General features: G+C 71.8%; 26 protein-coding genes. 9 read left to right on the top strand and 17 right to left on the bottom strand.

Annotation, left to right across the window (positions count from 1 at the left end; genetic code table 11):
* Positions 1-612 carry a GNAT family N-acetyltransferase gene (locus tag IM767_RS06735; protein ID WP_109211445.1) on the top strand — a complete coding sequence of 204 codons (612 nt, stop codon included), beginning with the start codon at positions 1-3 and terminating at the stop codon, positions 610-612.
* A gap of 215 nt (positions 613-827) precedes the next feature.
* Positions 828-2,468: an SDR family oxidoreductase gene (locus tag IM767_RS06740; RefSeq protein ID WP_109211444.1), complete on the top strand. Its 1,641-nt coding sequence runs from the start codon at positions 828-830 to the stop codon at positions 2,466-2,468.
* Here the strand turns inward: IM767_RS06740 and IM767_RS06745 are convergent.
* The 5 genes from IM767_RS06745 to IM767_RS06765 all read right to left on the bottom strand — a co-directional run bounded on the left by IM767_RS06745 (position 2,396) and on the right by IM767_RS06765 (position 9,615).
* Positions 2,396-3,337 (bottom strand): capsular polysaccharide synthesis protein, encoded by a 942-nt coding sequence (locus IM767_RS06745; protein WP_109211443.1) that lies wholly within the window; start codon positions 3,335-3,337, stop codon positions 2,396-2,398. The two genes, IM767_RS06740 and IM767_RS06745, sit on opposite strands and share 73 nt — an antisense overlap.
* Before the next feature lie 48 nt (positions 3,338-3,385).
* Complete coding sequence (gene cydC, locus IM767_RS06750) at positions 3,386-5,017, bottom strand: thiol reductant ABC exporter subunit CydC (RefSeq protein WP_239453434.1); 1,632 nt, start codon at positions 5,015-5,017, stop codon at positions 3,386-3,388.
* 83 nt (positions 5,018-5,100) lie between these two features.
* The gene (gene cydD, locus IM767_RS06755; protein WP_109211441.1) at positions 5,101-6,924 is read right to left on the bottom strand and encodes a thiol reductant ABC exporter subunit CydD; all 1,824 of its coding nucleotides are present in this window, start codon (positions 6,922-6,924) and stop codon (positions 5,101-5,103) included.
* 192 nt (positions 6,925-7,116) lie between these two features.
* Complete coding sequence (cydB, locus tag IM767_RS06760; protein ID WP_109211440.1) at positions 7,117-8,151, bottom strand: cytochrome d ubiquinol oxidase subunit II; 1,035 nt, start codon at positions 8,149-8,151, stop codon at positions 7,117-7,119.
* An 18-nt stretch (positions 8,152-8,169) separates the two neighbouring features.
* Positions 8,170-9,615, bottom strand: a complete 1,446-nt coding sequence (locus IM767_RS06765; protein ID WP_109211439.1) for a cytochrome ubiquinol oxidase subunit I — start codon at positions 9,613-9,615, stop codon at positions 8,170-8,172.
* Positions 9,616-9,851: 236 nt separating this feature from the next.
* On the opposite strand from IM767_RS06765, the gene moaA reads away from it, so the two are divergent.
* Positions 9,852-10,967, top strand: a complete 1,116-nt coding sequence (moaA, locus tag IM767_RS06770; RefSeq protein ID WP_194398831.1) for a GTP 3',8-cyclase MoaA — start codon at positions 9,852-9,854, stop codon at positions 10,965-10,967.
* Positions 10,968-11,117: 150 nt separating this feature from the next.
* On the opposite strand, the gene IM767_RS06775 is transcribed toward moaA, so the two are convergent.
* The 4 genes from IM767_RS06775 to IM767_RS06790 form a co-directional block, all read right to left on the bottom strand.
* Complete coding sequence (locus IM767_RS06775; protein WP_109211718.1) at positions 11,118-11,720, bottom strand: winged helix-turn-helix transcriptional regulator; 603 nt, start codon at positions 11,718-11,720, stop codon at positions 11,118-11,120.
* Positions 11,721-11,795: 75 nt separating this feature from the next.
* Positions 11,796-12,161, bottom strand: a complete 366-nt coding sequence (locus IM767_RS06780) for a hypothetical protein (protein ID WP_239453452.1) — start codon at positions 12,159-12,161, stop codon at positions 11,796-11,798.
* A gap of 51 nt (positions 12,162-12,212) precedes the next feature.
* Positions 12,213-13,163 (bottom strand): manganese catalase family protein, encoded by a 951-nt coding sequence (locus IM767_RS06785; RefSeq protein ID WP_109211716.1) that lies wholly within the window; start codon positions 13,161-13,163, stop codon positions 12,213-12,215.
* Between the two features lie 240 nt (positions 13,164-13,403).
* Positions 13,404-13,994, bottom strand: coding sequence for a Dps family protein (locus tag IM767_RS06790; RefSeq protein WP_109211715.1), 591 nt, complete (start codon positions 13,992-13,994; stop codon positions 13,404-13,406).
* A gap of 175 nt (positions 13,995-14,169) precedes the next feature.
* Here IM767_RS06790 and IM767_RS06795 point away from each other — a divergent pair, with 175 nt between their 5' ends.
* Both IM767_RS06795 and IM767_RS06800 read left to right on the top strand, forming a co-directional pair.
* Positions 14,170-15,585 (top strand): amidase, encoded by a 1,416-nt coding sequence (locus IM767_RS06795; protein WP_109211714.1) that lies wholly within the window; start codon positions 14,170-14,172, stop codon positions 15,583-15,585.
* A 193-nt stretch (positions 15,586-15,778) separates the two neighbouring features.
* Complete coding sequence (locus IM767_RS06800; RefSeq protein WP_109211713.1) at positions 15,779-16,714, top strand: SDR family oxidoreductase; 936 nt, start codon at positions 15,779-15,781, stop codon at positions 16,712-16,714.
* Between the two features lie 186 nt (positions 16,715-16,900).
* Here IM767_RS06800 and IM767_RS06805 read toward each other — a convergent pair whose 3' ends face one another.
* Positions 16,901-17,116, bottom strand: coding sequence for a hypothetical protein (locus IM767_RS06805; protein ID WP_109211712.1), 216 nt, complete (start codon positions 17,114-17,116; stop codon positions 16,901-16,903).
* 146 nt (positions 17,117-17,262) lie between these two features.
* Here IM767_RS06805 and IM767_RS06810 point away from each other — a divergent pair, with 146 nt between their 5' ends.
* Together IM767_RS06810 and IM767_RS06815 are read left to right on the top strand one after the other, a co-directional pair.
* Entirely contained in the window at positions 17,263-18,006 is a 744-nt protein-coding gene (locus tag IM767_RS06810; protein ID WP_109211711.1) for a sulfurtransferase, read from the top strand.
* A gap of 50 nt (positions 18,007-18,056) precedes the next feature.
* The gene (locus tag IM767_RS06815) at positions 18,057-18,425 is read left to right on the top strand and encodes a DUF3054 domain-containing protein (protein ID WP_109211710.1); all 369 of its coding nucleotides are present in this window, start codon (positions 18,057-18,059) and stop codon (positions 18,423-18,425) included.
* A 36-nt stretch (positions 18,426-18,461) separates the two neighbouring features.
* Here IM767_RS06815 and IM767_RS06820 read toward each other — a convergent pair whose 3' ends face one another.
* The 6 genes from IM767_RS06820 to IM767_RS06845 all read right to left on the bottom strand — a co-directional run bounded on the left by IM767_RS06820 (position 18,462) and on the right by IM767_RS06845 (position 23,589).
* Positions 18,462-18,848 (bottom strand): hypothetical protein, encoded by a 387-nt coding sequence (locus IM767_RS06820; protein ID WP_109211709.1) that lies wholly within the window; start codon positions 18,846-18,848, stop codon positions 18,462-18,464.
* A gap of 13 nt (positions 18,849-18,861) precedes the next feature.
* A complete protein-coding gene (locus IM767_RS06825) occupies positions 18,862-20,295 on the bottom strand; it encodes a hypothetical protein (RefSeq protein ID WP_109211708.1) in 1,434 nt (477 codons plus the stop codon).
* A gap of 138 nt (positions 20,296-20,433) precedes the next feature.
* Entirely contained in the window at positions 20,434-21,348 is a 915-nt protein-coding gene (locus IM767_RS06830) for an ABC transporter substrate-binding protein (RefSeq protein WP_109211707.1), read from the bottom strand.
* A gap of 29 nt (positions 21,349-21,377) precedes the next feature.
* Positions 21,378-22,097, bottom strand: coding sequence for an ABC transporter permease (locus tag IM767_RS06835; RefSeq protein WP_109211706.1), 720 nt, complete (start codon positions 22,095-22,097; stop codon positions 21,378-21,380).
* Positions 22,094-22,768: an ABC transporter permease gene (locus IM767_RS06840; RefSeq protein WP_109211705.1), complete on the bottom strand. Its 675-nt coding sequence runs from the start codon at positions 22,766-22,768 to the stop codon at positions 22,094-22,096. The genes IM767_RS06835 and IM767_RS06840 overlap by 4 nt, the downstream gene beginning before the upstream one ends.
* Positions 22,765-23,589: an ABC transporter ATP-binding protein gene (locus IM767_RS06845; RefSeq protein WP_109211704.1), complete on the bottom strand. Its 825-nt coding sequence runs from the start codon at positions 23,587-23,589 to the stop codon at positions 22,765-22,767. Before IM767_RS06845 ends, IM767_RS06840 begins: the two co-directional genes overlap by 4 nt.
* A gap of 162 nt (positions 23,590-23,751) precedes the next feature.
* Between IM767_RS06845 and IM767_RS06850 the strand changes: the two genes are divergently transcribed.
* Positions 23,752-25,167 carry a dihydrolipoyl dehydrogenase family protein gene (locus IM767_RS06850; RefSeq protein WP_109211703.1) on the top strand — a complete coding sequence of 472 codons (1,416 nt, stop codon included), beginning with the start codon at positions 23,752-23,754 and terminating at the stop codon, positions 25,165-25,167.
* A gap of 30 nt (positions 25,168-25,197) precedes the next feature.
* On the opposite strand, the gene IM767_RS06855 is transcribed toward IM767_RS06850, so the two are convergent.
* Positions 25,198-25,809 carry a flavodoxin family protein gene (locus tag IM767_RS06855; protein WP_109211702.1) on the bottom strand — a complete coding sequence of 204 codons (612 nt, stop codon included), beginning with the start codon at positions 25,807-25,809 and terminating at the stop codon, positions 25,198-25,200.
* Between the two features lie 134 nt (positions 25,810-25,943).
* On the opposite strand from IM767_RS06855, the gene IM767_RS06860 reads away from it, so the two are divergent.
* Positions 25,944-26,438, top strand: coding sequence for a DUF427 domain-containing protein (locus tag IM767_RS06860; RefSeq protein WP_109211701.1), 495 nt, complete (start codon positions 25,944-25,946; stop codon positions 26,436-26,438).
* Positions 26,439-26,530: the final 92 nt, after the last annotated feature.

Genomic DNA, 26,530 nt, shown 5'->3' on the forward strand with positions numbered 1-26,530 from the left:
GTGAGCCGCATCCGCCCCTTCCGCCCCGGTGACGAACCCGCTCTCGCCGACATCTGCCTGAAGACAGCGGATGCCGGCGCCGACGCGACCGGCCTGCTCGACGACGACGACCTCTGGGCCGAGATCTTCGTGCTGCCGTACGCCGCGCGGCACCCCGAGTTCGCCTTCGTCGTCGAAGCCGACGACGGGCGGGTGATCGGCTACATCGTCGGCGCGCCCGACTCCGCCGCGTTCGAGGCCTGGTTCGCGACCGAGTGGTGGCCGCGGTTCGCCGACCGGTGGCCCAAGCCGCAGGGCGACCCCCTTCCGGTGAGCGCGTCCCGCCAGGACGGTATCGTCCGCTACGCCTACGCGCGGCGCGGCGGATCCCAGCCGTTCGGCGACGAGTATCCGGCGCACCTGCACATCGACCTGCTGCCCGAGACCCAGGGGCAGGGACTCGGACGGCGGCTGATCGAGACGCTCGAAGACGCGCTGCGCGACGCCGGAGTGCCGGGTCTGCACCTCGTCGCCTCGGAGGAGAACACGGGCGCCGTCGCCTTCTACCCGCGCGTCGGCTTCGAGCCGCTCCCGTCGCCCGAGGGCACGCGGGTCTTCGCCACGCGGCTCTGAGAGATCTCCCTCGACCCGGCCTGCGCGTCAGCGCAGCCCTGAGACACGCGTGCTGCACTTTCCTGCGACTGCTGTGTCGATCGACACAGCAGTCGCAGGAAACAGCAGCGGTCGGCCCCGTGCGCCTGGAATGCGCGCCGGCCGGAGCCCTGAGCGCATTCCGGTCCGGACGTCAAGCCGTGGGTGACGCGAGCAGCCTCACGTAGTCTGCGGGCGTGGACCATGTCTCGGCGCCGACCGGCCGCGAGCCGGAACTGACCGCGCAGCCGCGTGACGACGGCTCCGCGCCGCGCGCGCTCGTACTCGGGGCGACCGGCTACATCGGCGGGCGCCTGGTGCCCCGCCTCCTCACGGCCGGCTACACGGTCCGCGTGCTGGCCCGCGATCCCGCGCGCGCCGCGGCCTTCCCGTGGGGCGATCGTGTCGAAATCGTCCGCGGCGATGCCGCCGACCCGGTGGCCGTCGCCGGGGCCGTCCGCGACGTCGACGTCCTCTATTACCTGGTGCACTCGATGTCGGGCGGCGCGAAGTTCGCCGACGCCGACCGCCGCGCGGCCCGGACGGTCGCCGAGGCGGCGGTGGAGGCATCCGTTCGCCGCATCGTCTACCTCGGCGGGCTGCACCCGACGGGCGTCGAGCTGTCGCCGCACCTTCGCTCGCGGGTCGAGGTGGGGGAGACGTTCCTCGAGAGCGGCGTGCCCACCCTCGTGCTGCAGGCAGGCGTCGTCATCGGGTCGGGATCGGCGTCGTTCGAGATGGTGCGCCACCTGACCGAGGTGCTGCCGTACATGCCGGCGCCGAAGTGGGTGCGCAACCGCATCCAGCCGATCGCCGTGCGCGACGTGCTCCACTATCTGCTGGGTGCCGCCCGGGTGGCCCCCGACGTGAACGAGGCCGTCGACATCGGCGGACCGGACGTGCTGCGCTACGGCCAGATGATGAACGGGTACGCCGTCGAGGCGGGGCTCCGGCAGCGGCCGATCGCGTCGCTCCCGGTGCTCACGCCGCGTCTCGCGTCGCACTGGGTGAACCTCGTGACCCCGATCCCTCGGTCGATCGCGCGCCCCTTGGTCGAGTCGCTGCAGAACGAGTGCGTCATGAAGGACCACGCGGTCGATGCGCTCATCCCGCCCCCACCGGGCGGGCTCACGCCCTATCGCGAGGCCGTGCGGCTGGCGCTCGGACGCGTCGTGGCCGACGCCGTCGAGACCAGCTGGCAGGACGCCGAGGTGCTCGGTGCCCCCAGTGACCCCCTGCCCAACGACCCGGACTGGGCGGGACGCGTGGTGTACACCGACGTGCGGACCTCTCATACGCCCGCCTCGCCCGAGGCGCTGTGGCGCGTCATCGTCGGCATCGGCGGCGAGAACGGGTGGTACTCGTCACCGGTGCTGTGGGCCATCCGCGGCTGGATGGACCGGCTCGTCGGCGGCATCGGCCTCGCGCGCGGGCGTCGCAGCCGCGATCGACTCGCGGTCGGTGATGCGCTCGACTTCTGGCGCGTCGAGGCCCTGGAGCCGGGACGGATGCTGCGCCTCCGTGCCGAGATGAAGGTGCCGGGGCTCGCATGGCTCGAGCTGCGGGCGTCGGCCGAGCCGGCGGGCGGCGGATCGCGCTACGACCAGCGCGCCGTGTTCTTCCCGCGAGGGCTCGCCGGCCGCCTCTACTGGCTCGCGGTGCTGCCGTTCCACGGCTTCATCTTCGCGGGCATGGCGCGGCGCATCACCGCGACCGCGGAATCGTCGGCCGCCGAGTCGTCGGCCGCCGAGTCGTCAGCGCCGCCTCAGCCGAGCAGCGCGCCTTCCGAGACCAGCCGGTCGAGCACCGACCCCTCGGGCGCCGCGTCGTACTTGTAGCTCAGCTTCTGCACGATCGACGCGCCCGCCACGAATCGCATCGCGTCGGCATCCCACGGCTGCATCATGCCCAGCTGCAGCAGATGGCTGGCGGCGCTCGAGAGGGTCGGCGCGGCATCCCACTGTCCGTGGAACTCGGGCACGAGATCGAGCAGCACCTCGAAGATGCGGTGGAACAGGAAGTAGTCGGGAATGCCGCCGCCCGACTCCCACCACGCCTCGAGTGCCAGGCGCTGGAGGCTGATGAGCGGTGTCGCGGGCACGGCGGCGATGAACCAGTTGCCGATCTGGCGACGGGTCCACCGGGGGTACAGCGCTCCGGCGGTCATCAGCGGAGCGACGGCGGCGGGGAGGGGCTCCGGCGCCCAGCAGGTCGCGTCCACCCAGATGCCGCCCAGGCGATCGAGCACGCTCACCCGCACGAAGTCGGAGAAGTGCGCGGGGTGGTCCTTCTCGAGGGCGTCGGCCACGGCATCCGGAATCTCCACCAGCTCCCGCGCCGAGGCGCCGTCGAGCACGGTGAGGGGTGTGGAACCGCTGGCATGCAGACGCGTCAGCTCGGCGACGCAGGCTCGCACGAGCGGCGGCGCGCTCTCGAGCGGAGTGTTCCAGAACGTGTAGAGCTTCAGGTCGCGCGGATCGACCCGCGCGCCGTCGCGGGCGGCGATGATCCTGCCGTCCTTGCGGGAGCCGGCCTCGGCCGGAAGCCCCGCTGCCGTGCGCAGCTCGGGCAGTCGCGGCCGCAGGAATTCGGCGAACGTGCGGTACGCGGCGATCGCGGCCACCGGATCGACCGTGTCGCGGAACCGGTCTGCACGCCGCAGCTGCGCATCGAGCCCTTCGAAGGGGTTCGGGATGCCGTCGCTCACGGTCCGAGCCTAGGCGCAGGTCCCCTCGGCAAGCGGCAGCGCGGTGGATCAGCCGACGAGGCGGCCGTCGTCGATCCGCACGACGCGGTCCACGAGTCCGTCGGGCACCGCGACGTGCGAGATGAGGATGACGGCCTGGTCGTCGCGGACGGCGCGCAGCAGATCGGTGAGGAGCAGATCGGATGCCTCGGGATCGACGCCCGCCGTGGGCTCGTCGAGCACGAGCACGGGGAATCCGCGCAGCAGCGCCCGCGCCAGCGCGAGGCGCTGCGCCTGCCCACCCGACACGAGGGCGCCGCGCTCCCCGACGCGGGCGTCGAGTCCGCCCCGCTCCCGCAGCCACGTGCCGAGTCCCACGCGGTCGAGGGCGGCCTGGAGCTCGGCATCCGTCGCTGTGTCGCGCGCGAAGATCAGGTTCTGGCGGATGTCCTCGTCGAAGAGCATCGGATGCTGCTCGCACAGGCCGACGGTGAGCCGCACATCGTCGGGCGCGAGGCCGTGCACCGAGCGGCGGTCGAGGTCGTAGGCGCCGTCGACCTCGAGGAACCGCACCAGCGCGTGAGCGAGTGTGCTCTTGCCGGCGCCGCTCGAACCCATCACCAGCATGCGTTCGCCGGGTCGGATCGTGAGGTCGACATCGCGGAGGGCCGGGGTCTCCGCGCCCGGCCAGCGCACAGAGGCGTCGCGAAGCCGGAGCCCGTCACCGAGCGCGGGCGCCTCGCCGGTCGGCGGCACGGTCTCGGGCGCCAACTGCACCGGAGGTTCGGTGGGGACGGCGTCGGCGATGCGTTCCGCGGACGCGCGCACCTGGCGCCATGCCGACGCCGCCATCGGCATCGCGGCGAACACCTCGAACACGGCCATGGGCACGAGCACGGCCACTGCGAAACCCGGCGCATCGAGCGACCCGGACGCGAGTCCGGGGGCGGCGACCAGCACCGCGGCGATCGAGGCGGCGCCGGCGAGGAGCGACACCAGCGCGGTCGTGGCCGCCTGGGCCCCGGATCGGCGGACGACGGCGCGGCGCAGGTCGGCGTCGGCGCGGGCGATGCGCTCGCGGCTGCGCTCCTCGGCGCCGAAGGCCTCGAGCACCTCGAGACCGGTGAGGTGATCGAGTACGGCGTCGGCGAGCCGGGCGCGCAACGGCGCGATGCTGCGTTCGGCGCGGGCGCCCGACAGCCAGCCCCACAGCGTCGCGATCACGGCCGCCGCGATGAGGCAGGCGAGCAGGGTGAGGGCCGCCGGCCACCACACGAACGCCACGAGAACGACGGCGCCGAGCGCCACGAGCGCCGACGACGCCAGCGGCTGCACCACCCGCAGCGGAAGGTTCTGCAGCTCGTCGACGTCGTCGACGAGAGCGCCGAGGACGGACCCGCGGCGGGTGCGCGTCAGCCCGTCGGGGGCGAGCGGCACGAGCCGGCGCACCAGATCCGCGCGGGTCGAGGCGAGCTGCCGCAGCGCGGCGTCGTGGCCGGTGAGTCGTTCGAGGTAGCGGAAGACAGCGCGGGAGATCGCGAAGAAGCGCACGCCCACTACGGCGAACGACAGGTACAGCACCGGCGGCTGCTCACTCGCCCGCACGATGAGCCAGGCGCTCACCGCCAGGAGCGCCACCGCCGACGCCTCCGACGCGAACCCGGCGGCCAGCGCCCACCAGAAGCGCCGCGCCGGCGGCATCGCTCCGCGCAGCACCGCCCCGGACGTTGCGGTGGAACGGCTCCGGTGCGTGCGGCCGGCTGCCACCGTCGAGTTGGTCGTCGTCATGCGAGCACCTCGCTCGGCGCCAGCCGCACGACGGCGTCGGCGACGTCGCGCGCCGAGATGCGATGCGAGATCAGCAGCACCGTCGCGCCGTCGTCGGCGAGATGACGGATGCTGCGCCACAGCCGCGCCTCGGTCTCGGGGTCGAGCGCCGAGCTGGGTTCATCGAGGGCGATGACGGGCGTCGCGCCGCGAAGGTGGCGGTAGAAGGCGCGCGCCACCGCGACCCGCTGCGCCTGGCCGCCGGACAGTCCCGCGCCCTGCACGCCGAGCTCCTGTGCCGGGTCGAGCGCCCCGGCGCACGCGAGGTCGAGCGCTCGTCGGACCGTGCCTTCCTCGGGCTCGAGGTCGCCCAGCGCGACGTTGTCCGCGATGGTCCCGGTGAGCAGCCCAGGCTGCTGGCCGGCCCACGCGAGCCACTCGGAGGGTGCGAGCGCACGCACGTCCGTGCCGCCCCACGTGGCGTCGCCCTCGAAGGCGGCGGCCCCGCGCAGGGCCGCGAACAGGCTGGACTTGCCGACGCCGCTCGGTCCTTCGATGAGGGTGAGGGTGCCCGGCGTGGCGATCAGGTCGACGGGTGGCAGCAGCCTGTCGCCCCGCAAGACGGAAACGCCGCGAAGCTGGAGCACCCCGTCCCCTTGTCTTCCTACGACAACCTCGGAGGCGGCGGCACCGTTGCCGCCCTGCCGCGACCCAGCGGAGCGGGATCCCGCGGAAGGGGTGCGGGCTCGGGACTGGCGGGGCGCCGCCGACGAAGTCGACGCCGCCGGGTACGCACCCCGGAGCGGGATCCCGCGCAGCGGTACCCCCACTGCGTCACCCCCAGCACGCCGAGCCGCGTCGAGCACCTCGAACACGTCGTCGGTCGCTGCCACGCCCTCCGAGGCCGCGTGGAACTGCACGCCGACCTGCCGCAGCGGCAGGTAGGCCTCGGGCGCGAGCAGGAGCACGAAGAGGCCGACGGCCAGCGTCAGGGAGCCGTCGATGAGCCGGAACCCGATCGAGACCGCGACGATCGCGACCGAGATCGACGCGAGGAACTCGAGGGCGAACCCGGAGAGGAACGAGACGCGCAGCACGCGCATCGTCTCGCGGCGGTACTCGCCGGTGACGCGTTCGATGGACGCCGCCGCCCGGTGCTGGCGGCCGAAGATCTTGAGCGTCGACAGACCCTGGACGGTATCGGCGAACCGCGACGCGAGGCGCTGCAGCGTGCGCCATTGCCTCTGCTGCACCGAGCGCGTCGCGAGCCCGATCAGCACCATGAAGATCGGGATGAGCGGGAGTGTCAGGAGCACGGTCAAGCCGGAGATCCAGTCCTGCCACCACATCACCGCGAGGATCAGCGGCGTGGCGACGACGGTCTGCACCAGCTGCGGCAGGTAGCGGCCGAAGTAGGCCTCGAGAGCTTCGAGTCCGCGCCCGGCCGTCACGGCGAGAGCCGCCGAGTTGCGGGCGCCGAGCCACTCGGGTCCGAGCAGTCCGACCGCCGCGACGAGGGCGTCCCGCAGCTGCCCCTGCACGCGCGCGGCGGCGCGGGCGGCGACCGCTTCGCGCGCCCACAGCAGCACCGCACGCAGTCCCACCACCGCCGCGAGAGCCCCGAGCGTCGTCGACAGCTCGGACACCGGCATCCCGTCGATCGCGCCGGTGATCGCGCGGGTCAGCAGCCACGCGAACGCGACGATGACGCCCGTCTGCGCCACCGCGATCCCGCCGATCGCGGCGAAGAACCAGCGAGAGGCGCTCGCGTACCGCAGCAGCCGAGGGTCGACCGGCTTGCCCGACAGGCGTCGGGGTCCGTCGTCCTGCGTCTCGTCCATCGCTCCTTCGACCCTACCCGCGGCCGTCCGCGGCGCTCCTGTCGTCCCTCTCCGTCCCGTCGAGAACGCGCGTCCTCGGCGAGACCGCGTGTCGTCGGCGCCGCGAACGTGCTGTCTCGCCGACAAACCGCGATGTCGACGAAGAGGGGAGGGACGGATGCCGCGGGCCGCGGCATCCGTCATCTCCCGGTCTCAGTGCGCGGGCGCAGCGGCTGCCTGCTCGATCCGCGAGCGGGTGATGCGCTTGCGGAAGATCCAGTACGTCCAGCCCTGGTAGGCGAGCACCAGGGGGAGGAACACCAGGGCGGCCCACGACATGATCGTCAGCGTGTAGTCGGTGCTCGACGCGTTCTCGATCGTGAGCGAGCCCGCCGGGTCGCCGGTCGAGGGCATCACGTACGGGAACAGGGCGAACCAGACCGCGAGCACCGCCGTGACGATGGTGAACGCGCCGAACCCGAACGCCCACCCCTCCCGGCCCCGGGCGTTGGCGAGCCACGATGCGATGAGGAGCACCGCTGCGACGGTGGAGAGCACCGCCGTCACGAAGGCGAAGTCGCGGCCCTCCGCGTACGCCATGCCGACCGTCCACACCAGGAACGCCGCGGCGACGACGATCGTCAGGAGCCCCGCACGACCGGCCAGCCGGCGCGCGTCGGCGGCGACCTGTCCATCGGTCTTCAATGCGACGAAGTACACGCCGTGGGTGAAGAACAGCAGCAGGGTGGTCAGTCCGCCCAGCAGCCCGTAGGGGTTGAGCAGCGTCAGCAGCGAGCCGGTGAACTCGTGGTCGGCGTCCAGCGGCACGCCCTGCACGATGTTCGCGACGGCGACGCCCCACAGGAACGCCGGCACCGCCGACCCGATAACGATCATCCGGTCGAAGCCGGCCTTCCAGCGCAGCGAATCGCGCTGATGGCGGTACTCGAACGAGACGCCGCGCAGGATGAGCGCGAGCAGGATCAGCAGCAGCGCGAGGTAGAAGCCGCTGAAGAGCGTCGCGTACCACTCGGGGAACGCGGCGAACAGGCACGCGCCGGCGACGATGACCCAGGTCTCGTTGAGGTCCCACACCGGGCCGATGGTGTTGATCACCTGGCGGCGGCTGACGTCGTTCTTGCCGAGGAACGGCAGCGACATGCCGACGCCGAAGTCGAACCCGTCGAGCACGAAGTAGCCGACGAAGAGGAAGCCGACGATCCAGAACCAGAGGTAGGCGAGATCCATGATGTGCTCCTGAAGCCCTTAGTAGACCGTCGTCGGGGTGTCTTCGACCGCGAGGTGGCGCGGGTCGGGCGCGCCCGGCTCGGGAAGGGGTTCGGGGCCCTTCTTGGCGGTCTTCACGATCAGGCCGAACTCCACCACGGCCAGCGCGGCGTAGATGAGCGTGAACGCGGTCAGCGAGATGAGCACCGTCCACCCCGGCACCGAGGGGGAGACGCCGTCCTCGGTGAGCATGAGGCTGAACACGATCCACGGCTGGCGGCCCATCTCGGTGAACACCCAGCCCACCAGGATCGCGAAGAGCGAGGCCGGCCAGGCCCACACCGCCAGGCGCCAGGCCCACGCGGGCACCTCGCGCTTGGCCTTCTTGCGTGTGAGCCACAGGCCGACGACACCGACCAGCGCCGCGACGCTGCCGAGGCCGATCATCCAGCGGAACGACCAGTACGTGACCCACAGGATCGGCGCGAAGTTGCCGTCGACCTGGTCGGCGAACTGCGGGAACATCTCGGTCGTGTACTGCATGTTGAGGTCGTTGATGCCCTCGACACAGCCGTCGAGCGAGTGCGTCGACAGTAGCGCGAGCAGGTACGGCACGCGGATCGAGAACAGCTCGCTGGTGCCGTCGGGGGTGCCGAGCGTGAAGATCGAGAACGAGGCATCCGCTCCGCAGACGGTGTCGAACGTGGCCTCGGCGGCCGCCATCTTCATCGGCTGCGTCGCCACCATGACGAGGCTGAGCTGGTCGCCGGAGATCGCCACCCCGGCGAAGGCGGCGATGAGTCCCCACAGGCCGAACTTGAGCGACGAGCGCATCATGTCGATGTTCTGCTTGCGCAGCAGATGCCAGGCGGAGATCGAGACGATCACGCCCGCGGTCATCATGAAGGCGGCGAAGAGCGTGTGGGGGAGTGCGGCGAGGGCGACCGGGTTGGTGAGCACCGCGAAGAAGTCGGTCATCTCGGCGCGGGAGCCGTCCTCGGCCATCTTGAAGCCGACCGGATTCTGCATGAAGGCGTTCGCGGCCAGGATGAAGTACGCCGAGAACCATGCGCCGATCGTCGCGATCCAGATGCTCGCGAGGTGCAGCGCCTTCGGCAGCTTGTCCCACCCGAAGATCCACAGCCCGATGAACGTCGCCTCGAAGAAGAAGGCCATGAGGCCCTCGAAGGCGAGCGGGGCGCCGAAGACGTCGCCGACGAACCGCGAGTAGGAGGACCAGTTCATGCCGAACTGGAACTCCTGAACGATGCCCGTCACGACGCCCATGGCGAAGTTGATCAGGAAGATCTTGCCGAAGAACCGGGTGAGGTGAAGCCACTTCACGTTGCCGGTGCGGAACCACGCGGTCTGGAAGATCGCGACCGTCAGCGCCATGCCCAGAGTGAGCGGCACGAACAGGAAGTGGTACAGCGTCGTAAGGCCGAACTGCCAGCGTGCCAGCAGCAGAGGGTCCAGCAGATCCATGTGCGCTTCCGATCGATCCGGACGTGGTCCGACCACAGTAACATGTGGTCAGACCACAGGGGCGAGGGGGCCCGGAGGGCTCCGCGTGGCCCCAGGATTGCAGGATCGCGGGCCGCGCGCGAGTCCGCCCGCCGTGAATAAGCGCCATCTCGAAGCGTCATCTCGGAGGGGGGTGCGCAAGCGCACGGCTACCCTCGAGACATGGCGAGCCGGGGAGTGCGAGTGGAGCCGGGCGCATGACGGCGATCCCGGTGACGATCGGTCGGCGGATGCCGGTGCCTGCGGCGTCCGGTTCCCTCGGCGCGCCCGCCGCTCCCGGTGCGGCTCCGGGGGCGGTGGGTGTGGGGTTGCCGTTGGTGGATTCGCATGGGCGGGTGCATCGGGATCTGCGGATCTCGTTGACGGATCGGTGTTCGCTGCGGTGTACGTATTGCATGCCGGAGCAGGGCAATGAGTGGTTGGCGAAGTCGAGCATCCTGACCGTGGACGAGATCGTGCGGGTGGCTCGGGTGGCGGCGGCGGATGGGATCACCACGTTCCGGCTCACCGGTGGCGAGCCGTTGCTGCGCACCGACATCGTCGAGGTGGTGGCCCGGTTGGCGGGGTTGACCGGGCCGGACGGGGGCGGGGTGGAGGTCGCGATGACCACCAACGGGATCCGGCTGCCGCAGCTGCTGCCCGGGCTGATCGCGGCGGGACTGTCGCGGGTGAACATCTCGTTGGACACGCTGGATCGGGACCGGTTCGCGGCGTTGACCCGCCGGGACCGGTTGGAGGATGTGCTGGCGGGGATCGCGGCGGCGGCGGCGTCGGGGTTGCGGCCGGTGAAGCTGAACGCGGTGGCGATGCGGGGGGTCAACGACGACGAGCTGGTGCAGCTGGTGCAGTTCGCGATCGACCACGACGTGCAGCTGCGGTTCATCGAGCAGATGCCGTTGGATGCCGGGCACACCTGGGACCGGGACCGGATGGTCACCCAGCACGAGATCCTCACCACCCTGGCCACCCGGTGGACGCTGACCGAGGTGCCCGGGCGCGGGGGCGCGCCGGCGGCGCGGTGGCTGCTGGATGGCGGCCCGCACACGGTCGGGGTGATCGCGTCGGTGACGGCCCCGTTCTGCGGCGACTGCGACCGGCTGCGGCTGACCGCGGACGGGCAGCTGCGCAACTGCCTGTTCTCCACCACCGAATACGACCTGCTGCCCACCCTCCGCACCCCCGCCGACCCGTCCGTGGACGCCGGCATCGACCGGATGCTGCGCGCCTGCGTGAAAGGCAAGCTCCCCGGCCACGCCATCAACGACCCCGCCTTCCTGCAACCCGCACGCGGCATGAACGCCATCGGCGGCTGACATGGGACGCCTCCCGGGACTCTGGTCGAGAGCGCACAAAGTGCTGACCCAGGCGCTTCGCAAGAGCAGTATGCGCGCTCTCGCGGGTGGTTGTGAGGCCGGGGCCGGCGGGGGGGACGGCTGAGCCGGCGGGGGAGACGGTGGAGCGGGTCAGGCGCGGGTGAGCTGCACGACGCACTGCGTCGGGTCGCACGAGGGGGCGATGCCCTCCACCTTCAGCGGCCCGCCGGCCTGGGCGAGCACGCTGTCCATCAGCCCGACGTGGACGTCGCAGAGGATGCCGCGGTGCGCCGCCGTGGGCGCGTGCGGGCATGGGGTGAGGTCGACGGTGAGCTCGCGCTCGTCGACGAGCGGGTCGAAGCCGGCGTCGCCGAGATCTTCCACGAGGGCGTCGAGCTGGTGCAGCGCGTCCGCGCCGAGCGCGGCATCCGTCGTTGATCCGTACACGCGACGCAGCAGGTCTCCTCGGCGCGCAGCGGCTTCAGCACGCTGGACGGCCACGGGGCTCGAGGCCTCTTGGGCGCCCGTCGCCGCCGAGTACAGCACGCGCGGTCGCCCGCGCGTGGTGCGGCGCTCGGTCTCGGCGATCACGTATCCGGCGTCGATCAGCCGCTGCACGTGCTCGCGAACCGTGTTGGCGTGAAGGCCGGTCGCCTCGACGAGCTCGGCGATGGGGCGCTGCGGGCGCTGCTGCAGCAGGTGCATGATCTCGACCCGGGAGTAGCTCGAGATCGCGCTGTACCCGGTCGTCATGCTCCCATTATCGCGGGGCGCCGCGAGGACCCGGCGCAGCGCGCACCGGGTCGTCGACGCAGCGACAGCGTCGGGTCAGAAGAGCTGGCCGAAGACCAGGATCGCGATGAAGAAGAGCGCGAGGATGCCCACGATGATCGCGAGGGTACGGCCCGAGAGCTTCGCGACTCCCCAGCCGATGAGCACCGGCACGGCGAAGAGGAAGATCGCGACGATCCACCAGAACGCCGAATAGCCGCCGGAGCTGGCCTCTTCGAGGCGGCCGCCGAACAGCTCCTGCGTCGCGGGGTGCGTGGCGAAGCGCACGGCGATCGAGATGGGGACCGCTACGAACGCGAACACGACGAGCCCGATGAGCCAGCCCCACAGGACGGGGCTTCCGTTGCCCGCGAGGACTCCACCGCGGAGTTCGGTCTCGGGCTGCTGCTTGCCTGATGCCATGGGCATGACTCTAGCGGTCGCGACGCGTGCCGCGACCGCTGGAATCACGCGTCATCCGAGGCGGCCGAACGTCATCTCCATCTCCGCCATCTCCATCTCGGCGGTGGCGGCGATCAGCGCGCGCAGCTCGGCGTCGGCACCGGGCGAGAACTCCTCGAGGCGCTCGGGAGCGATCTCGATCGGCACGCCCTCGGGAGCCTGCTCGGAGGCGTCGAGCGTCGTGCCGTCGTCGGAGGGCGACATGCCCTGGATGATGCGGCCCGCCTCGGACTGGCCGCCGAGATCGAACGAGTACTGCTTGCTCTGCAGCCCGAGGTCGATGAGCCGGCGCACCTCCGGGAACTGCTCCGCGTTCGTCTTCGGGATGGGCAGGGACGTCCGCCAGTTGACTCCGAGCGTCTCGAGCGCCTTCGCGTAGGCATTCTCGTGCGCCTGGTCGCGCACGATCAGATACGAGATCGTCGAGCGCGCCGTCTTGTTCGAGGTCATCTCGTAGATGCGGCACTTCTGCAGGCGCCCGGTCGACTCGAGCATCAGGTTGTAGAGCAGGTCGAGCACGAGGTTGCCCGAGTTGTAGACATAGCTGCCGCTCCACGGATTTCCCGCCGCGTCCACCGGCAGGGCGCCCTGCGCGCCGACCAGATAGTGGTGGATGTTGCCCTCCGACAGGGCGATGTTCAGCGGGATCGCACCCCCCGCGCCCGGCTCGTCGACGGGGTCGGTCGGCTTGCCGTGGTAACCCGGGGCGCCGTCGAGAAGCCGCGCGATCGTTGTGCCGATCAACTCCACGTGGCCGATTTCCTCGGTGCCGATGCCCTGCATGAGGTCGCGGTACGGCTTTCCCTCGGGCCCGCGGAAGTTGATGCTCTGGAAGAGGTACTGCATCATCGTGCGCATCTCGCCGAACTGGCCGCCGAGCCCTTCCTGGAGCGCGTTGGCCGCGGCCGGATCAGGCTCGTCGACGTCGATCGGGTTGATGAGGTGGGGAAGGTGGAAGTACATCGCTGCTCCTCGAAGGTTGGGATGGACCAGCCACCTTTCGCCGGTTCCGACGGATCCGTGCCCCCGTAGCCGTCGACGGAGTCGCGCGCTACACTGCGCGGCCCGCCTCTCGCCGGCACGCCTCCGGTCCCCGCCCTGCCGGCGTCGCCGAGGGGATCCTCCGGCCGCCACGACCCGGACATGGCGCTGCCCGCCGGTCCGGCTGGGGGAGGACGGCGGGCAGCGTCGGGGCGCCTGGGATCACCGCTGCGGGGTGCGGTTCTCCGCGCTCACCATCCACGAAAGCTGCTCCACCCGCTCCAGAATGGCGTGCAGGATGTCGGCGCTCGTGGGGTCTTCTTCGTCGACGTCGTCGTGCACTTCACGGCACGTCGCGGCGACGGCATCCAATCGCTCCGTCATGAGGTCGACGACCTCGTTCGTGGCGATCTCGCCCTGCGGGAACTCCGGCAGGGTGGTGGTCTGTGCGACTTCGTCGCTGCGGCCGTCGGGCAGGGCGTGCAGCGAGCGCATGCGCTCGGCGACGGTGTCGGCGAAGTCGCGGGCGGCCTCGATGATCTCGTCGAGCTGGAGGTGCGTGTCGCGGAAGTTGCGGCCCACGACGTTCCAGTGCGCCTGCTTGCCCTGCAGCGAGAGCTCGATGAGGTCGACGAGCACCTTCTGGAGGTTCTCGCTCAGGCTCTCCGACGCCGTGAACCCGCGCTCCGCGTTCTGCTCCGGCGTCAGCTCGGCGCCGGTGCCGCCGCGTGCCGCGCGACGGCGGCTCTTGCCGGCTCCGCCCGCGGTCGAGCTGCTCTTCGAGGTGGTCTTCTTCGCGGTCGTGGTCGCCACAGTCGCTCCGTTTCCGTGATTCGCCTGACGCGGGGGACCGGCCGTGCGAGGTCCGCTCCGCTCTGGGGACGCCTCGACGCTAGCGAGGGCTGTCGTCGCAGGGGTGGGGATTGCCGTCGTCGCGGCGGCGTGCTACTCGCCGTGGCGGCGCCGCGCGTGGTGGGATGGGACCGCCATGATCCCGCCCTCGCACGCGCCCTCGTCCGTCGCCGCCATCGCCGCCGCCGTGCGCGCTCGAGAGGTCACGGCCGCCGAGGTCGTCGAGGCGCACCTCGAGCGCATCGCCGGGGCGAACCCGCGCCTGAATGCGCTCACGGTCGTCTTTCCCGACAGGGCGCGTGCGGCCGCGGCCGCCGTGGACGCCGCCGTGGCGGAAGGACGCGACCCCGGGCCGCTGGCCGGCGTGCCCGTGTCGGTCAAGGAGAACATCGATCTCACGTGGTCGGCGACCACGAGCGGCTGGCGGGGGCTCGTCGACGCCGTGCCCGATCGCGATGCCACCGTCGTGCGCCGGCTGCGCGAGGCGGGCGCCGTGCCTGTGGGACGCGGCAACATGCCCGATTTCGGCATGCGCTGGGACACCGACAACGACGTCTTCGGCCGCACGCTCAATCCGTGGGACCCGGAGCGCAGCCCCGGCGGCTCGAGCGGCGGCGACGCAGTCGCGGTGGCGACGGGGATGAGCGCGATCGGGCTCGGCAACGACTTCGGCGGATCGCTGCGTCTTCCGGCTTATGCCGCGGGCGTCGTGGGACTGCGGCCCTCGCAGGGGCGCGTGCCGAGGGCTGCGGTGCGCGATCAGGCGGTCGCCCTCACGCTGCAGCAGTTCTCGGTGAACGGACCGATGGCGCGCGGCGTCGACGACGTCGCGCTCGCACTGGACGTGCTGGAGGGGTGGGATGCCGACGACCCGGTGTCGCTGGCCGCGCCCCACGTGCGACCCGGCGAGGTCGCGCGGCGGGTCGGGGTGGTTCGCGACCCCGGCGGCGGAGGAGTCGATCCGGAGGTGGCCGCGGCCCTCGATCGGGCAGCGGCATCGCTCGCGGGCCGCGGGTGGGAGGTCGTGGACGTCGACGCCCCGCTGCTCGAGGAGGCCGCTGTGCTCTGGCGCCGCCTGTCGTGCACCGACATGCTGCTCTCCCTCGACCCCGAGGCGCTCGGCCGGCCGCTCGGGGCATCCGCCACGGCCTTTCTAGGCGACAGCACGGCGGCGGCCCGACCGTTCGAATCGGCGCGGGAGTACGCCGACGCCTGGGCGCGGCGCGCCGTGATCGCCGCGGCGTGGCGTCGCCTGCAGGTCGAGGTGCCGCTGATCCTCGGCCCGGTGTCGACGTCTCGCATGCGCGGGGTCGACTACGACCTCGGGGGAAGGCAGGAAGCGGACCGCGCCTGGTGCGACCTCTGGCTCACCGTGGCGACCAACTTCCTGGGTCTTCCCGCGCTCGCCCTGCCCACCGGGCTCGGTGCGGACGGTATGCCGACGGGTGTGCAGCTCATCGGGCCCCTCTTCGGCGAGCACGTGCTGTTCGAGGCCGGCCGCGCGGTGGAGGACGGTGTGCCGGCGCTCCCGCCGCTACCATCCGCTGTCTGACAGACGGACGCGGCACCGCTGGAGGCGCGTCGGCCGATGCCGCCACCGCTCGAAGGCGCGTTCCCGGTGCCGCACGCGGGTGCACTGGAATCGTGACGGCCCGCGCGGGACGATGGGCCAGGGGGCGCGACGTCGTCGCGTATCACGGGCATCCGTCCCGGCTCTTCCGAGACGGAAGCCGAACGGAGGGCACATGTCGCCTACGCAGCAGTCCGAGTTCGCCCTACCCGATCTCCGCGGGCGGTCAGCCCTCGTCACCGGCGCCAGCAGCGGGGTCGGCGTCGAGATCGCGCGCGGCCTGGCGGCAGCCGGCGCCGATCTGATCCTCCCGGTGCGCAACCGCGAGAAGGGCGAGCGCGCGCTCGCGCGCATCCGTGCCGAGGCACCGCACGCCGACCTCTCGCTGCGCGATCTCGACCTCGCCCGCCTCGACACGACGCGCGCGCTCGCCGAGGCGCTGCTGGCCGCCCGCACCCCCGCAGATCTCGTGGTGCTCAACGCCGGCATCGTGCTGCTGGGCGACGCCGAGCGCCACCTCAGCGCGGACGGGTTCGAGCTGCACTTCCAGACCAATTTCCTCGGGCACTTCGCCCTGACGACGGCGCTGCTGCCGCTGCTGCGCGAGCGCCGCGCCCGCGTCGTGGTGCAGCTGAGTCTGGCCGCGGGTGCGTCGCGGCTCGCGTGGGACGACCTGCAGAGCGAGCGTCGCTACGCCCCGCTGCGGGCGTACGGCGCGTCGAAGGTCGCACTCGGCCTGTTCGGATACGAGCTTGCGCGACGGTCGGAGGCCGAGGGGTGGGGGATCACGGTGCACCTCAGCCACCCCGGCGTCGTGCCCGACACCGGCATCGCCCCTGCGATGCGCGCCCGCGATCGCGGTGGCATGGGCCGGGGGCTGGCGGAGCGCCTCGGGAACACGCCCGCACGCGCGGCGCAGCCTGCGCTGATGGCGGCGGTGACGGATGCCGCGCCGCCCTGCTTCTTCGGACCCTCGGGAGCCCTCCACTTCGGCGGTCCCGCAGCCCGACAGCGGCCGTATCGACGCCTCATGGATCCGGTCGCGGGCGCCCGGCTGTGGAGCGTCGCGACGCAGCTCCTCGGCGACCGGGCGGGCGCCGTGCGCACCTGAGGGCCGGGGCGCCGCCGGCTCAGACACGACAGGCCCCGGGCGGCGACGGACCCCCGCCGCCTCGGACGTCACCGCGCTCGTGGAACCGCGGCCGCCGCGTACCGAGAACAGGAGATCTCGCGAGCACAGGAGAATCGCCGGCCGAACGTCCTGCGCTGGCGAGATCTCCTGTCCTCGTGACGCGAGTCAGGGCATGGGGGTCTCGGGCGGCGACGGGAAGGTCGGCTCCTCCGGGTTCGGCGCGAGCGGCTCTTCGGGCCACGGCGCATTCGGTTCCGTCGGGCCGCCCGGCGACGGCATGCCCGGGGCGGGCGAACCGGGATCGGGCGAGCCCGGGCCCGGCGGCACGTCTCCCGGCAGAATCTGCCCGGGGAGCGGCTCGGGGATCGTGGGGTCGGTCATGATGCCTCCTGTGGGCGCTGCGGGGTGGCCGCAGCTGCACGTCCAGCCTTCAGCGCGAGCGGCGCTGCGGCGAGGGTCTTGACGTCTCGGCGGGGCCGGGGTACCCGCCGGTCGGGAAGCAAGTGGAGCGTCCGTAGGCTGGAGGTGTGGCATCCGTTCTCAACATCTCGGCGTATCTCTTCACCCCCATCGCCGACCCCACCGGGCTGCGCCCGGTCCTGCGTGAGCGCGCGGTGGCGGCCGGGCTCAAGGGCACGATCCTCCTCGCCGAAGAGGGCATCAACTTGTTCCTCGCGGGTGAGGCCGGCGCCGTGCGCGGCTACGTCGACGAACTGCGGGCCGACCCGCGCTTCGCGGCCCTGACCACGAAGGAGAGCTGGTCGCAGGGCCAGCCCTTCGGCCGCATGCTCGTCAAGGTCAAGCGCGAGATCATCCGCATGGACCACCCCACGATCCGGCCCGAAGCCGACCGCGCGCCGGCGGTGGAGCCCGCGACGCTGAAGCGCTGGCTGGACCGCGGACAGGACGACGACGGCCGGGAGGTGGTGCTCCTCGACACCCGCAACGCGTTCGAGGTCGACTACGGGTCGTTCGACGGCGCCGTCGACTGGCGCATCGAACGCTTCACGCAGTTCCCGGATGCCGCGGCCGCCGCCGCCGCCGATCTCGCCGGCAAGACCGTCGTCAGCTATTGCACCGGCGGCATCCGCTGCGAGAAGGCGGCGATCTACCTGCGGGGGGCCGGAGTGGACGCCTATCAGCTCGACGGCGGGATCCTCGGGTACTTCGAGCACGTCGGCGGCGACCATTGGAGCGGCGACTGCTTCGTGTTCGACGAGCGCGAGGCGCTCACACCCGGGCTCACTCCTCGACCGGCGGTGGACGCGTGACTCCGGACGCGGCGGGGTCGTCCGCCCGGTCCGCCGGCGCGGCAGCTCCCGTGCGCAGCAGGCGAGGCGTCCTGCCGGCACTCGGACTCGACATCGTGCTGGTGATCGCGTTCGCCGCGATCGGCCGCGCGAGCCACGACTCCGACGTCTGGACCGGCCTCTGGCAGACCGCGTGGCCCTTTCTGACGGCGCTCGGACTCGGCTGGCTCGTCACGCGCGCCTGGCGCGCACCGATGGCGCCCGTGCGCTCGGGACTGGGTATCTGGGCGGTGACGGTGGCGGGCGGCATGCTGCTGCGCGCGGCATCCGGCCAGGGGACCGCCGTGGCCTTCATCGTCGTCGCCGCGGCGACCCTCTTCGTCGCGCTGGTCGGGTGGCGGCTGATCGCGGCGGGCGTGCGCCGAGTGCGGCGTCGCTGACAGCACCCGCGAGCCCGGGCTCGGCGGTCAGCCGGGTCAACCGGTCTTGCGCAGCCCGGTCTCGATGACGATGCGGTTGCCGTCGATCACGCCGGGGCCGTCGCCGGGCAGCGGCGCGGACGCCGGGGTGATCTGCTCGGCCTCCCACACCGCGCGCGCCGTCTCGGCGGTCGGGTAGAAGAACTCCTCGACGCCGAGCAGGCCTCCGGTCGACGGCGCAGGGGTCTCGCCGCGGCGTCGACGTCGGCGGTTGTCGAAGGCGTACCAGAGGAAGTACACCGGCATCGCGAACAGCATGGTGAGGAAGCCCCACATCATGACCTCGCCGAACGCCATGCCGTCAGCGTACGCCTGGGCGATGCTCGCGACCTCCGCCGTGCGGCGGAGATCGACGGCGGTTCCGGATGCCGCGGGCCGCGGCATCCGGAATCACGCGTCAGCGATGGGCGAAGGCCTCGAAGGTCGTCTCGGCGGGGAGGGGCTCGAACCACGCCTCGAACGCCGTCGGGGTGCCGTCGCCGGGGACCTCGTCGACGTACGTCGTGGTCGCCGCCACGATCGAGCCGTCGGCCGCGCGGGCGAGCACGGTGACGGCGATGAACTCCTGGTCGTCGGCGAAGCTCCCGCTCACGGTTCCCGTCACCGTCGTAGCGCCGCTGTCGCTGCTCGTGCCGGTCACCTCCTGGACGGTGAACGAGCCCGTCTCATCCGCCGGTGAGAGGGTCGCCGCCTCAGGCTGGGGCACGGTCACCTCGATGCTCGCGATCTCGGCGTCTCCCATGTCGTAGAAGTAGCCCACGACGGCCGACCGGCCCGACTGCAGCGTCGCGATGGCGCTCGTCGACTCGAGTGCGGAGCCGTCGGCTGCGTGGGCGTCCACCGAGATGAGGGCGTCGAAGATGTAGTCGGAGTTGGGGTTGTCGATGACGATGACGTACCACCAGCCCTCTTCGAACTCCTGCCCGAAGGCCGTCTCGACGACGACGAGCGGCACGGGCGGCGCGAACACCTCACCCGCGTCCGGCTGGCCGTCCGTGCCCGGCGCGGCGAGGCTGGGCACGGAGTAGTCGTCGGAGTAGTCGTCCTCCCAGCTCGGGTCGCTGTACGACGGGCCGAACCCGCCGAAGAGCAGCGCGACCGCCGCGATGAAAGACACGAGTCCGCCCAGTATCGACAGCAGCAGGGCGGCCACCCCGAATCCCTTGCCGCCTTGTCTGCGGCTGATCAGCGCGACGAGCGAGAGGATGAACGCCACGAAGAGGAGAAGGAACGACAGACCGGAGCCGCCGATCCCGCCGGTGACCCACGACCCGATCGCGACGATGATCCCCGCGCCGGCGAGGACCAGCGACCACACCGCGAGGCCCCTCGGCCGCGGATCGACGCCGCCCGGTGCGGCCGGGCCGTCGCTCCCGATAGCGGATGCAGGGGCACCGGGGTACTGCGGCGGTGGTGACCCCGCGCCACGCGCATAGGGCGGCAGCGCGGCGGGGCCGGCGGGGCCGGCGGGGCCGGCCTGCGGTGACGCGCCGGCCGGTGCCGCGTAGGACGGTGTCGTGTACTGGTGGGCGGGGGCGGCGTCGACCGGTTGCTGCTGCGACACGGGGTCGTTCGTGGCCGGCGTCGCATAGGCGGGCAGCGAGTACTGCGGGGCGTTCAGATCCCGAGCCGCGTATGGCCGTGCGCCCGACCCGGAGCTCGCAGCGGCCGGCGCCGGGCCGGCCGGGGACGGCGTGCCTACCGGCGGGACCGGACCCGAGGTCTCGGTCGGCGATGCGGAACCGGTCGGCGCGTCGATCTCGGTCGGCGACCCGGAACCGGTCGGCGCGTCGGGGTCAGTCGAGGCGTCCGGCGGCGAGGGTTCGGACATGCGGCTCCTGGCGGTCGGGGTCTGCCCCAACCTAGCGAAACCCCCGCCCTCGCGGGATCTCGACGCCCGCCGCGGACGACGAGACCCCTCGCGCGGACCGAGTCCGCGCGAGGGGTCGTCGCGTCGAGGCGGGTGTCGTCAGGCGAGACCGTTCTCTGCCAGCCAGTCGGCCGCGATGTCCTCCGGGGAGCGCTGGTCGACCGTGGACTGCACGTTGAGCGCGACCAGGCCCTCGGGCGTCAGCGCGGCGCTCACGGCATTGATCACGTCGGCGATCTCATCGGCGACGTCGGCGTTGACGAGCGGCACCACGTTGGATGCGAGGAAGAGCCCCTCAGGGTCTTCGAGCGTGACCAGGTCGTCGGTCTCGATGCGCGGGTCGGCGCTGTAGACGTTGGCGACCTGGATGTTGCCGGCGACGAGCTCGTCGACGGTCGTGTCGGCGGTCGCCTGGAACGCCACCGTCACACCGTAGACCTCCTGCAGGCCGGTGGGGCCGTAGGGGCGCTCCTCGAGTTCGGGCGCGCCGCCGAGCACCAGCCCCTCGATGCCGGCGAGGTCGGCGATCGAGGTCAGCCCGTTCTCTTCCGCGAACGCGGCCGTGACGTTGTACGAGTCCTGGTCGGTGGCCGAGGACTGGTCGAGCACCGTCAGACCCTCGGGGAGGGCGTCCTGCAGCGCCGCGTAGACGTCGTCCGAGGACGTCGCCGTGGTGGCGGAGTCGAAGTACTGCAGCAGGTTGCCGGTGTACTCGGGGAAGAGGTCGATCGTCCCGTCCTCGATCTCGGGCATGTAGGCGTCGCGCTGGCCGATGTTGAAGTTGCGCTCGACCGTGAAGCCCTCGGCTTCCAGCGCCTGCGCGTAGATCTCGGCGATGATCTCATTCGAGTAGTACGCCTGCGAGCCGATGACGATCGTCGACGATTCGCCGTTGTCGCCACCCTCCGTGCTGTCTCCGGTGAGGGGGTCGCTCGAGGCGCAGCCGGCGAGGGCGAGTGCCGCGACGGCGGTTCCTGCCAGCCCTACGGCGAGGCGGGTTCGTGCTGTGGACATTGTCGTACCTCCGGTGTGGTGGTGGGGGATCAGTGGTCGAACTGGGGGACCCGCATCGGGTCGGCCTCCGGCGGGGCGATGCGCGTGCGCCGCGACTCGGTGCGCGGCACGGCGAAGCGCGCGAGGAGGGCGAAGAGTCCGTCGAGCACCAGGGCGAGCGCGACGACGACGATGGCCGCTCCGAGCACCTCGGCGAAATCGCGGGTGTTGAGGCCGCGGATCATGTAGAAGCCGAGCCCGCCCAGCCCGACGTAGGCCGCGATGGTCACGGTGGCGACCACCTGCAGCGTCGCGGAGCGCAGCCCGCCGATGAGGAGCGAGAGTCCGAGCGGCATCTCGATCCGGAACAGGATCTGCCACTCGGTCATTCCCATGGCGCGGCCGGCGTCGATGACCGAGCGGTCGATCGCCTGGAGCCCGGCGTACGCCCCGGCCAGGACCGAGGGGATGGCGAGCACGACGAACACCGTGACCGCCGCCTCCGTCTTGAGGTTCACGCCCATGAGCATGACGAGCAGCACGACGAGCCCGAGCGCGGGGAGCGCGCGGGCGGCGCCGGAGAGGAAGACGGCGAGCTCTCGCCCGCGACCCGTGTGCCCGATGAGGTAGCCGATCGGCACGGCGATGACGGCGGCGATCGCCACCGAGCCGAACGTGAACGCGAGATGCTGCGCGATCGCCGTGCCGAGCGGCAGCGACCCTTGGCCGGCGGAGAAGATCCAGGCGAAGGCCTCGGCGAGCAGGTTCATGCCGTCACCGTCCGCAGGCGCTCGGAACGGCGCGGCGCGACCCGCCTCGTCCAGGGCAGCAGCGCACGCCCGGCGAGGACGAGCAGCCCGTCGATGATCACCGCGATGATGACGACGGCGACGACGCCCGCGAAGACCTCGGCGATGATGCGTCGCTGGGAGCCGTTGGTGAACAGATAGCCGAGGTTCTCGACCCCGATGAGGGCGCCCACCGTCGCCAGAGAGATCGTGGACATCGCCGTGACGCGGAGGCCGGCGAGGACCACAGGGCCCGCGAGCGGGAAGTCCACGGTCCAGAAGCGCCGCCACGCGCCGAAGCCCACGGCGACGGCGGCCGACCGCGTCACGGGGTCGACCGACGCGAGCCCCTCGGCCACGGAGCGGGTCATGATGGCGACGCCGTAGATCGTGAGGGCGATGACGAGATTCGTCTCGGACAGCAGCGGCACCCCGAAGATGACGGTGATCAGGGGGAACAGCGCGAACGAGGGAAGCGTGTACAGCAGCCCGACGACCGTGAGCACGGTGCCGCGCAACGGCGTGTAGCGGAACGCGACCCAGCCGATCGGCACCGACAGCACGAACGCGGCGACGATCGCCACGGCGCTCTGGCGGAGGTGATCGAGGGTGAGGGCCCAGATCAGATCGAGGTTGTCGGCGACCCAGTTCACGGCTCGCCCTCCAGGAGCACGCCCTGCGTACGGCCGCTGGAATCGACGAGCACCGTGCCCCGCGGCGTCTGCTTGGCGCGCAGCGCGCGAGAGCCGCGATCCACTCCGACGAAGTCGGCGACGAACTCGCTCGCGGGATTCTCGATGATCTCGCTCGGCGTGCCGATCTGGGCGACGCGCGCGCCCTTCTCGAGGATCACGACCTGATCGCCCAGCAGGAACGCCTCGTCGATGTCGTGGGTGACGAACACGATCGTCTTGTCGAGCTCGCGCTGCAGGCGGATGGTCTCGGTCTGCAGCTCGCGCCGCACGATGGGGTCGACCGCGCCGAAGGGCTCGTCCATCAGCAGGATGTTCGGGTCGACCGCGAGCGCTCGGGCGACCCCGACACGCTGCTGTTGGCCGCCGGACAACTGGCTCGGGTAGCGCTTGGCCAGGCCCCGCTCCAGCCCGACGACGTCCATGAGCTCGAGCGCGCGCTCGCGCGCCTTCGCGCGAGGCACGCCGTTGAGCACCGGCACGGTGGCGATGTTGTCGACGACGGTGAAGTGGGGGAGCAGTCCGGCATTCTGCAGCACGTACCCGATCCCGCGGCGCAGTTTCACCGGCTCGCGCTCGGCGATGGACTCGCCGTCGATCGTGATGACGCCCGAAGTGGGCTCCACGAGGCGGTTGATCATCCGCAGGAGGGTCGTCTTGCCGCTGCCCGACGAACCGACGAGCACCGTCGTCTTCCGGGCGGGGATGAGCAGGCTGAAGTCGTCGACGGCGATCGTGCCGTCGCCGAAGCGCTTGGAAACCGCGCGGAATTCGATCGCCATGCTGTCCTTTCGGCGGAGACCCCAGAAAACCACACGTCACCGACATCCGGCCGGAATCGGCGGAAATCTTGACGCGCAACGTCTCCTGTGCTCATTCGGAGCCGGGCGCGGGGCGGATGGGTCGTTCGCCGCGTGTCGCGCGGCGGCGCTACTTTGGGGCGCATGACTGCGCGCGAGTACGACCTCATCGTGATCGGAGCCGGCCCCGTCGGCGAGAACGTCGCCGACCGGGCGACGCAGGGCGGCCTCTCGGTCGTCGTCGTCGAGAGCGAGCTGGTGGGCGGCGAGTGCTCGTACTGGGCCTGCATCCCGTCGAAGGCGCTGCTGCGCCCCGGTGCGGTGCTGCGCGCCGCCCGTCGCGTGAAGGGTGCCGCCGAGGCGGTGACCGGCGATGTCGACGTCGCGGCGACGCTCGTGCGGCGCGACGAGCTCGTCCACCACTGGGACGACACGTCGCAGGTCGACTGGCTGAGCGGCGCCGGGATCGACCTGGTACGAGGCCACGGCAGACTCACCGGCGAGCGCGAGGTCACCGTCACCGGTTCCGACGGCACCGAGACGCAGCTGTCGGCGCTGCACGCGGTGGTGGTCTCCACCGGGTCGGCGGCGCTGCTCCCCGACATCCCGGGACTCCGCGACGCCGAGCCGTGGACGAGCCGCGAGGCCACGGGGGTGCGCGACGTGCCGGCATCCCTCGCCATCCTCGGCGGCGGCGTGGTCGGCGCCGAGATGGCGACGCTGTTCACGTCGTTCGGCACCGCTGTGACGGTCATCGCGCGTTCGGGCCTGCTGCGCGGCGTCGAGCCGTTCGCGGGCGAGGCGGTCGCGAAGGCGCTGACGGATGCCGGTGCCACCGTCCGCACCGGCGTCGAGGTGGAACGGGTCGAGCGCGGCGAGGACGGCGTGGTGCTGTCGCTGTCGGACGGATCCGACGTGCGGGCGGAGCAGGTGCTCGTCGCGACCGGCCGCGTTCCCCGCACCACCGACATCGGACTGGAGGCCGTCGGGCTCGAGCCCGGCTCGTGGCTCGACGTGGACGACACGCTGCGCGTGCGCGGCGTCGACTGGCTCTACGCCGTCGGTGACGTCAACCACCGGGCGCTGCTCACCCATCAGGGCAAGTACCAGGGGCGAGCCGCGGGCGACGTGATCGCCGCGCGCGCCCGCGCGGCCGAGGTCGACGACCGGCCCTGGGGTGCCCATGTCGCGACGGCCGATCACTCGGCGGTGCCGCAGGTGGTCTTCACCGACCCCGAGGTGGCAGCGGTGGGTCACACCGAGGAGTCGGCTCGTGCGGCCGGGCTCGGCATCCGTGTCCTGGACTACGACCTGTACTGGATCGCGGGCGCCAGCGAACTCGCCGACGACTACCGCGGCCGCGCCCGGGCGATCGTCGACGAGGAGCGTCGCGTGCTCGTGGGTGCCACCTTCGTCGGCCAGGACGTCGGGGAGATGCTCCACGCGGCGACGATCGCGATCGTGGGCGAGGTTCCGATCGACCGGCTGTGGCACGCGGTGCCGTCGTACCCGACGATCAGCGAGGTGTGGTTGCGCTGGCTCGAGGAGTACGGGCGCTGACGACGGCAGCACCGGGGCGTTGACTCCGCGTCACTGCTCCGGCGGCGCGGGGTACGGACGCTCCCGCAGGACGGTCGCCAGATGGGCGGCGTTGCGGGCGAGCGTGGCCGTCGCCGTCGCCACCTTCTCGGGGGTCTCGGGCAGATCCTTGTAGTCGGTCGTCTGCATCGCCTCGCCGTTCCAGTACACACCGCCCTGCGAGGGGATCGTGAAGCCGACGTCTCCGAGCGCCTGGTAGAGGTCGGCGGTGATCGCGTGGGCGCCGTCCTCGTTGCCGACGACGACCGTCACCGCCACCTTGCCGGCGAGGATCGCGCGACCCTCGTCGTCGGTCTCCGACAACTCGGCGTCGAGGCGCTCGAGCACGCGCTGGGCGACGCTGGACATGTGCCCCATCCACGTCGGAGTGGCGAAGACGAGGATGTCGGCGGCCAGCACCTTCTCGCGGATGCGCGGCCACTCGTCGCCGTCGCCCATGTCGGTCTCCACCCCCGGCCTGACGTCGAAGTCGACGAGCCGGACCTGTTCACCCGTCGCACCGTGCTCGGCCAGCGCATCGAGGACCTGCTGGGCCAGGAGCTCCCCGCTGGATTCGCCGGGTGAGGGCTTGAGGGTGCAGTTGAGGGCGAGTGCGCGCAGCATGGCGGTTCCTTTCGCGTCATCCGGCACGCTACGGACGAAGCGGTGGACCGGGCGGGGGGTTGACAGCACACTCCCGGCGCACTCGGCGCCTTCGCGAGGTAGCCTGACCCGCACGACGCCAGGAGGAGGCTCCCATGAGACCGCAGCCGGATCCGGTCGCACCCGGTCAGGAGTCCGTGTGGGATTACCCGCGCCCGCCGCGCATCGAGAAGATCGCGCGGCGCGTGCGCATCGAGCTCGGCGGCGAGACCATCGTCGACACCGGCGACGTCGTGCGGGTGCTCGAGACGAGCCACCCGCCCGTGTACTACCTGCCGATCGCGGACTTCGCCGCCGGCGCTCTCTCGCGGGGCGAAGGAGCATCGTTCTGCGAGTTCAAAGGCGGCGCGACCTACTTCGACGTCCGGGGCGGAGCGGAGCTGCGGCCGCGCGCGGGGTGGACCTACCCCGCCCCGGCTGCCGGTTTCGAGGCGTTGACCGGGCGGGTGGCGGTGTACGCCAGGCTGATGGATCGCTGCACCATCGACGACGTGGAGGTGGTGCCGCAGCCGGGCCGCTTCTACGGCGGCTGGATCACCCCCGACATCGCCGGGCCGTTCAAGGGCGCGCCGGGCTCGCTCGGCTGGTGACGCGGCCCCGCCGAAATCGCTCGGCCGGCGACGCGGCCACGCGGCAGGGGGTGCGGCATCCGCGCTCCGCAGGGTGAGGGATCGCACAGCGA

Origin of the sequence: Microbacterium ureisolvens, assembly GCF_015278315.1 — a bacterium.
GTDB classification, from domain to species: Bacteria; Actinomycetota; Actinomycetes; order Actinomycetales; family Microbacteriaceae; genus Microbacterium; species Microbacterium ureisolvens.

Excerpts from the sequence above, each read along its gene's own strand:
- cydC (WP_239453434.1), bottom strand. The coding sequence starts at position 5,017 with ATGCCGCCGGCGCGGCGCTTCTGGTGGGCGCTGGCCGCCGGGTTCGCG.
- cydD (WP_109211441.1), bottom strand. The coding sequence starts at position 6,924 with ATGGACGAGACGCAGGACGACGGACCCCGACGCCTGTCGGGCAAGCCG.
- cydB (WP_109211440.1), bottom strand. The coding sequence starts at position 8,151 with ATGGATCTCGCCTACCTCTGGTTCTGGATCGTCGGCTTCCTCTTCGTC.
- IM767_RS06765 (WP_109211439.1), bottom strand. The coding sequence starts at position 9,615 with ATGGATCTGCTGGACCCTCTGCTGCTGGCACGCTGGCAGTTCGGCCTT.
- moaA (WP_194398831.1), top strand. The coding sequence starts at position 9,852 with ATGACGGCGATCCCGGTGACGATCGGTCGGCGGATGCCGGTGCCTGCG.
- IM767_RS06775 (WP_109211718.1), bottom strand. The coding sequence starts at position 11,720 with ATGACGACCGGGTACAGCGCGATCTCGAGCTACTCCCGGGTCGAGATC.
- IM767_RS06780 (WP_239453452.1), bottom strand. The coding sequence starts at position 12,161 with ATGGCATCAGGCAAGCAGCAGCCCGAGACCGAACTCCGCGGTGGAGTC.
- IM767_RS06785 (WP_109211716.1), bottom strand. The coding sequence starts at position 13,163 with ATGTACTTCCACCTTCCCCACCTCATCAACCCGATCGACGTCGACGAG.
- IM767_RS06795 (WP_109211714.1), top strand. The coding sequence starts at position 14,170 with ATGATCCCGCCCTCGCACGCGCCCTCGTCCGTCGCCGCCATCGCCGCC.
- IM767_RS06800 (WP_109211713.1), top strand. The coding sequence starts at position 15,779 with ATGTCGCCTACGCAGCAGTCCGAGTTCGCCCTACCCGATCTCCGCGGG.
- IM767_RS06805 (WP_109211712.1), bottom strand. The coding sequence starts at position 17,116 with ATGACCGACCCCACGATCCCCGAGCCGCTCCCCGGGCAGATTCTGCCG.
- IM767_RS06820 (WP_109211709.1), bottom strand. The coding sequence starts at position 18,848 with ATGCCGCGGCCCGCGGCATCCGGAACCGCCGTCGATCTCCGCCGCACG.
- IM767_RS06825 (WP_109211708.1), bottom strand. The coding sequence starts at position 20,295 with ATGTCCGAACCCTCGCCGCCGGACGCCTCGACTGACCCCGACGCGCCG.
- IM767_RS06830 (WP_109211707.1), bottom strand. The coding sequence starts at position 21,348 with ATGTCCACAGCACGAACCCGCCTCGCCGTAGGGCTGGCAGGAACCGCC.
- IM767_RS06835 (WP_109211706.1), bottom strand. The coding sequence starts at position 22,097 with ATGAACCTGCTCGCCGAGGCCTTCGCCTGGATCTTCTCCGCCGGCCAA.
- IM767_RS06845 (WP_109211704.1), bottom strand. The coding sequence starts at position 23,589 with ATGGCGATCGAATTCCGCGCGGTTTCCAAGCGCTTCGGCGACGGCACG.
- IM767_RS06850 (WP_109211703.1), top strand. The coding sequence starts at position 23,752 with ATGACTGCGCGCGAGTACGACCTCATCGTGATCGGAGCCGGCCCCGTC.
- IM767_RS06855 (WP_109211702.1), bottom strand. The coding sequence starts at position 25,809 with ATGCTGCGCGCACTCGCCCTCAACTGCACCCTCAAGCCCTCACCCGGC.
- IM767_RS06860 (WP_109211701.1), top strand. The coding sequence starts at position 25,944 with ATGAGACCGCAGCCGGATCCGGTCGCACCCGGTCAGGAGTCCGTGTGG.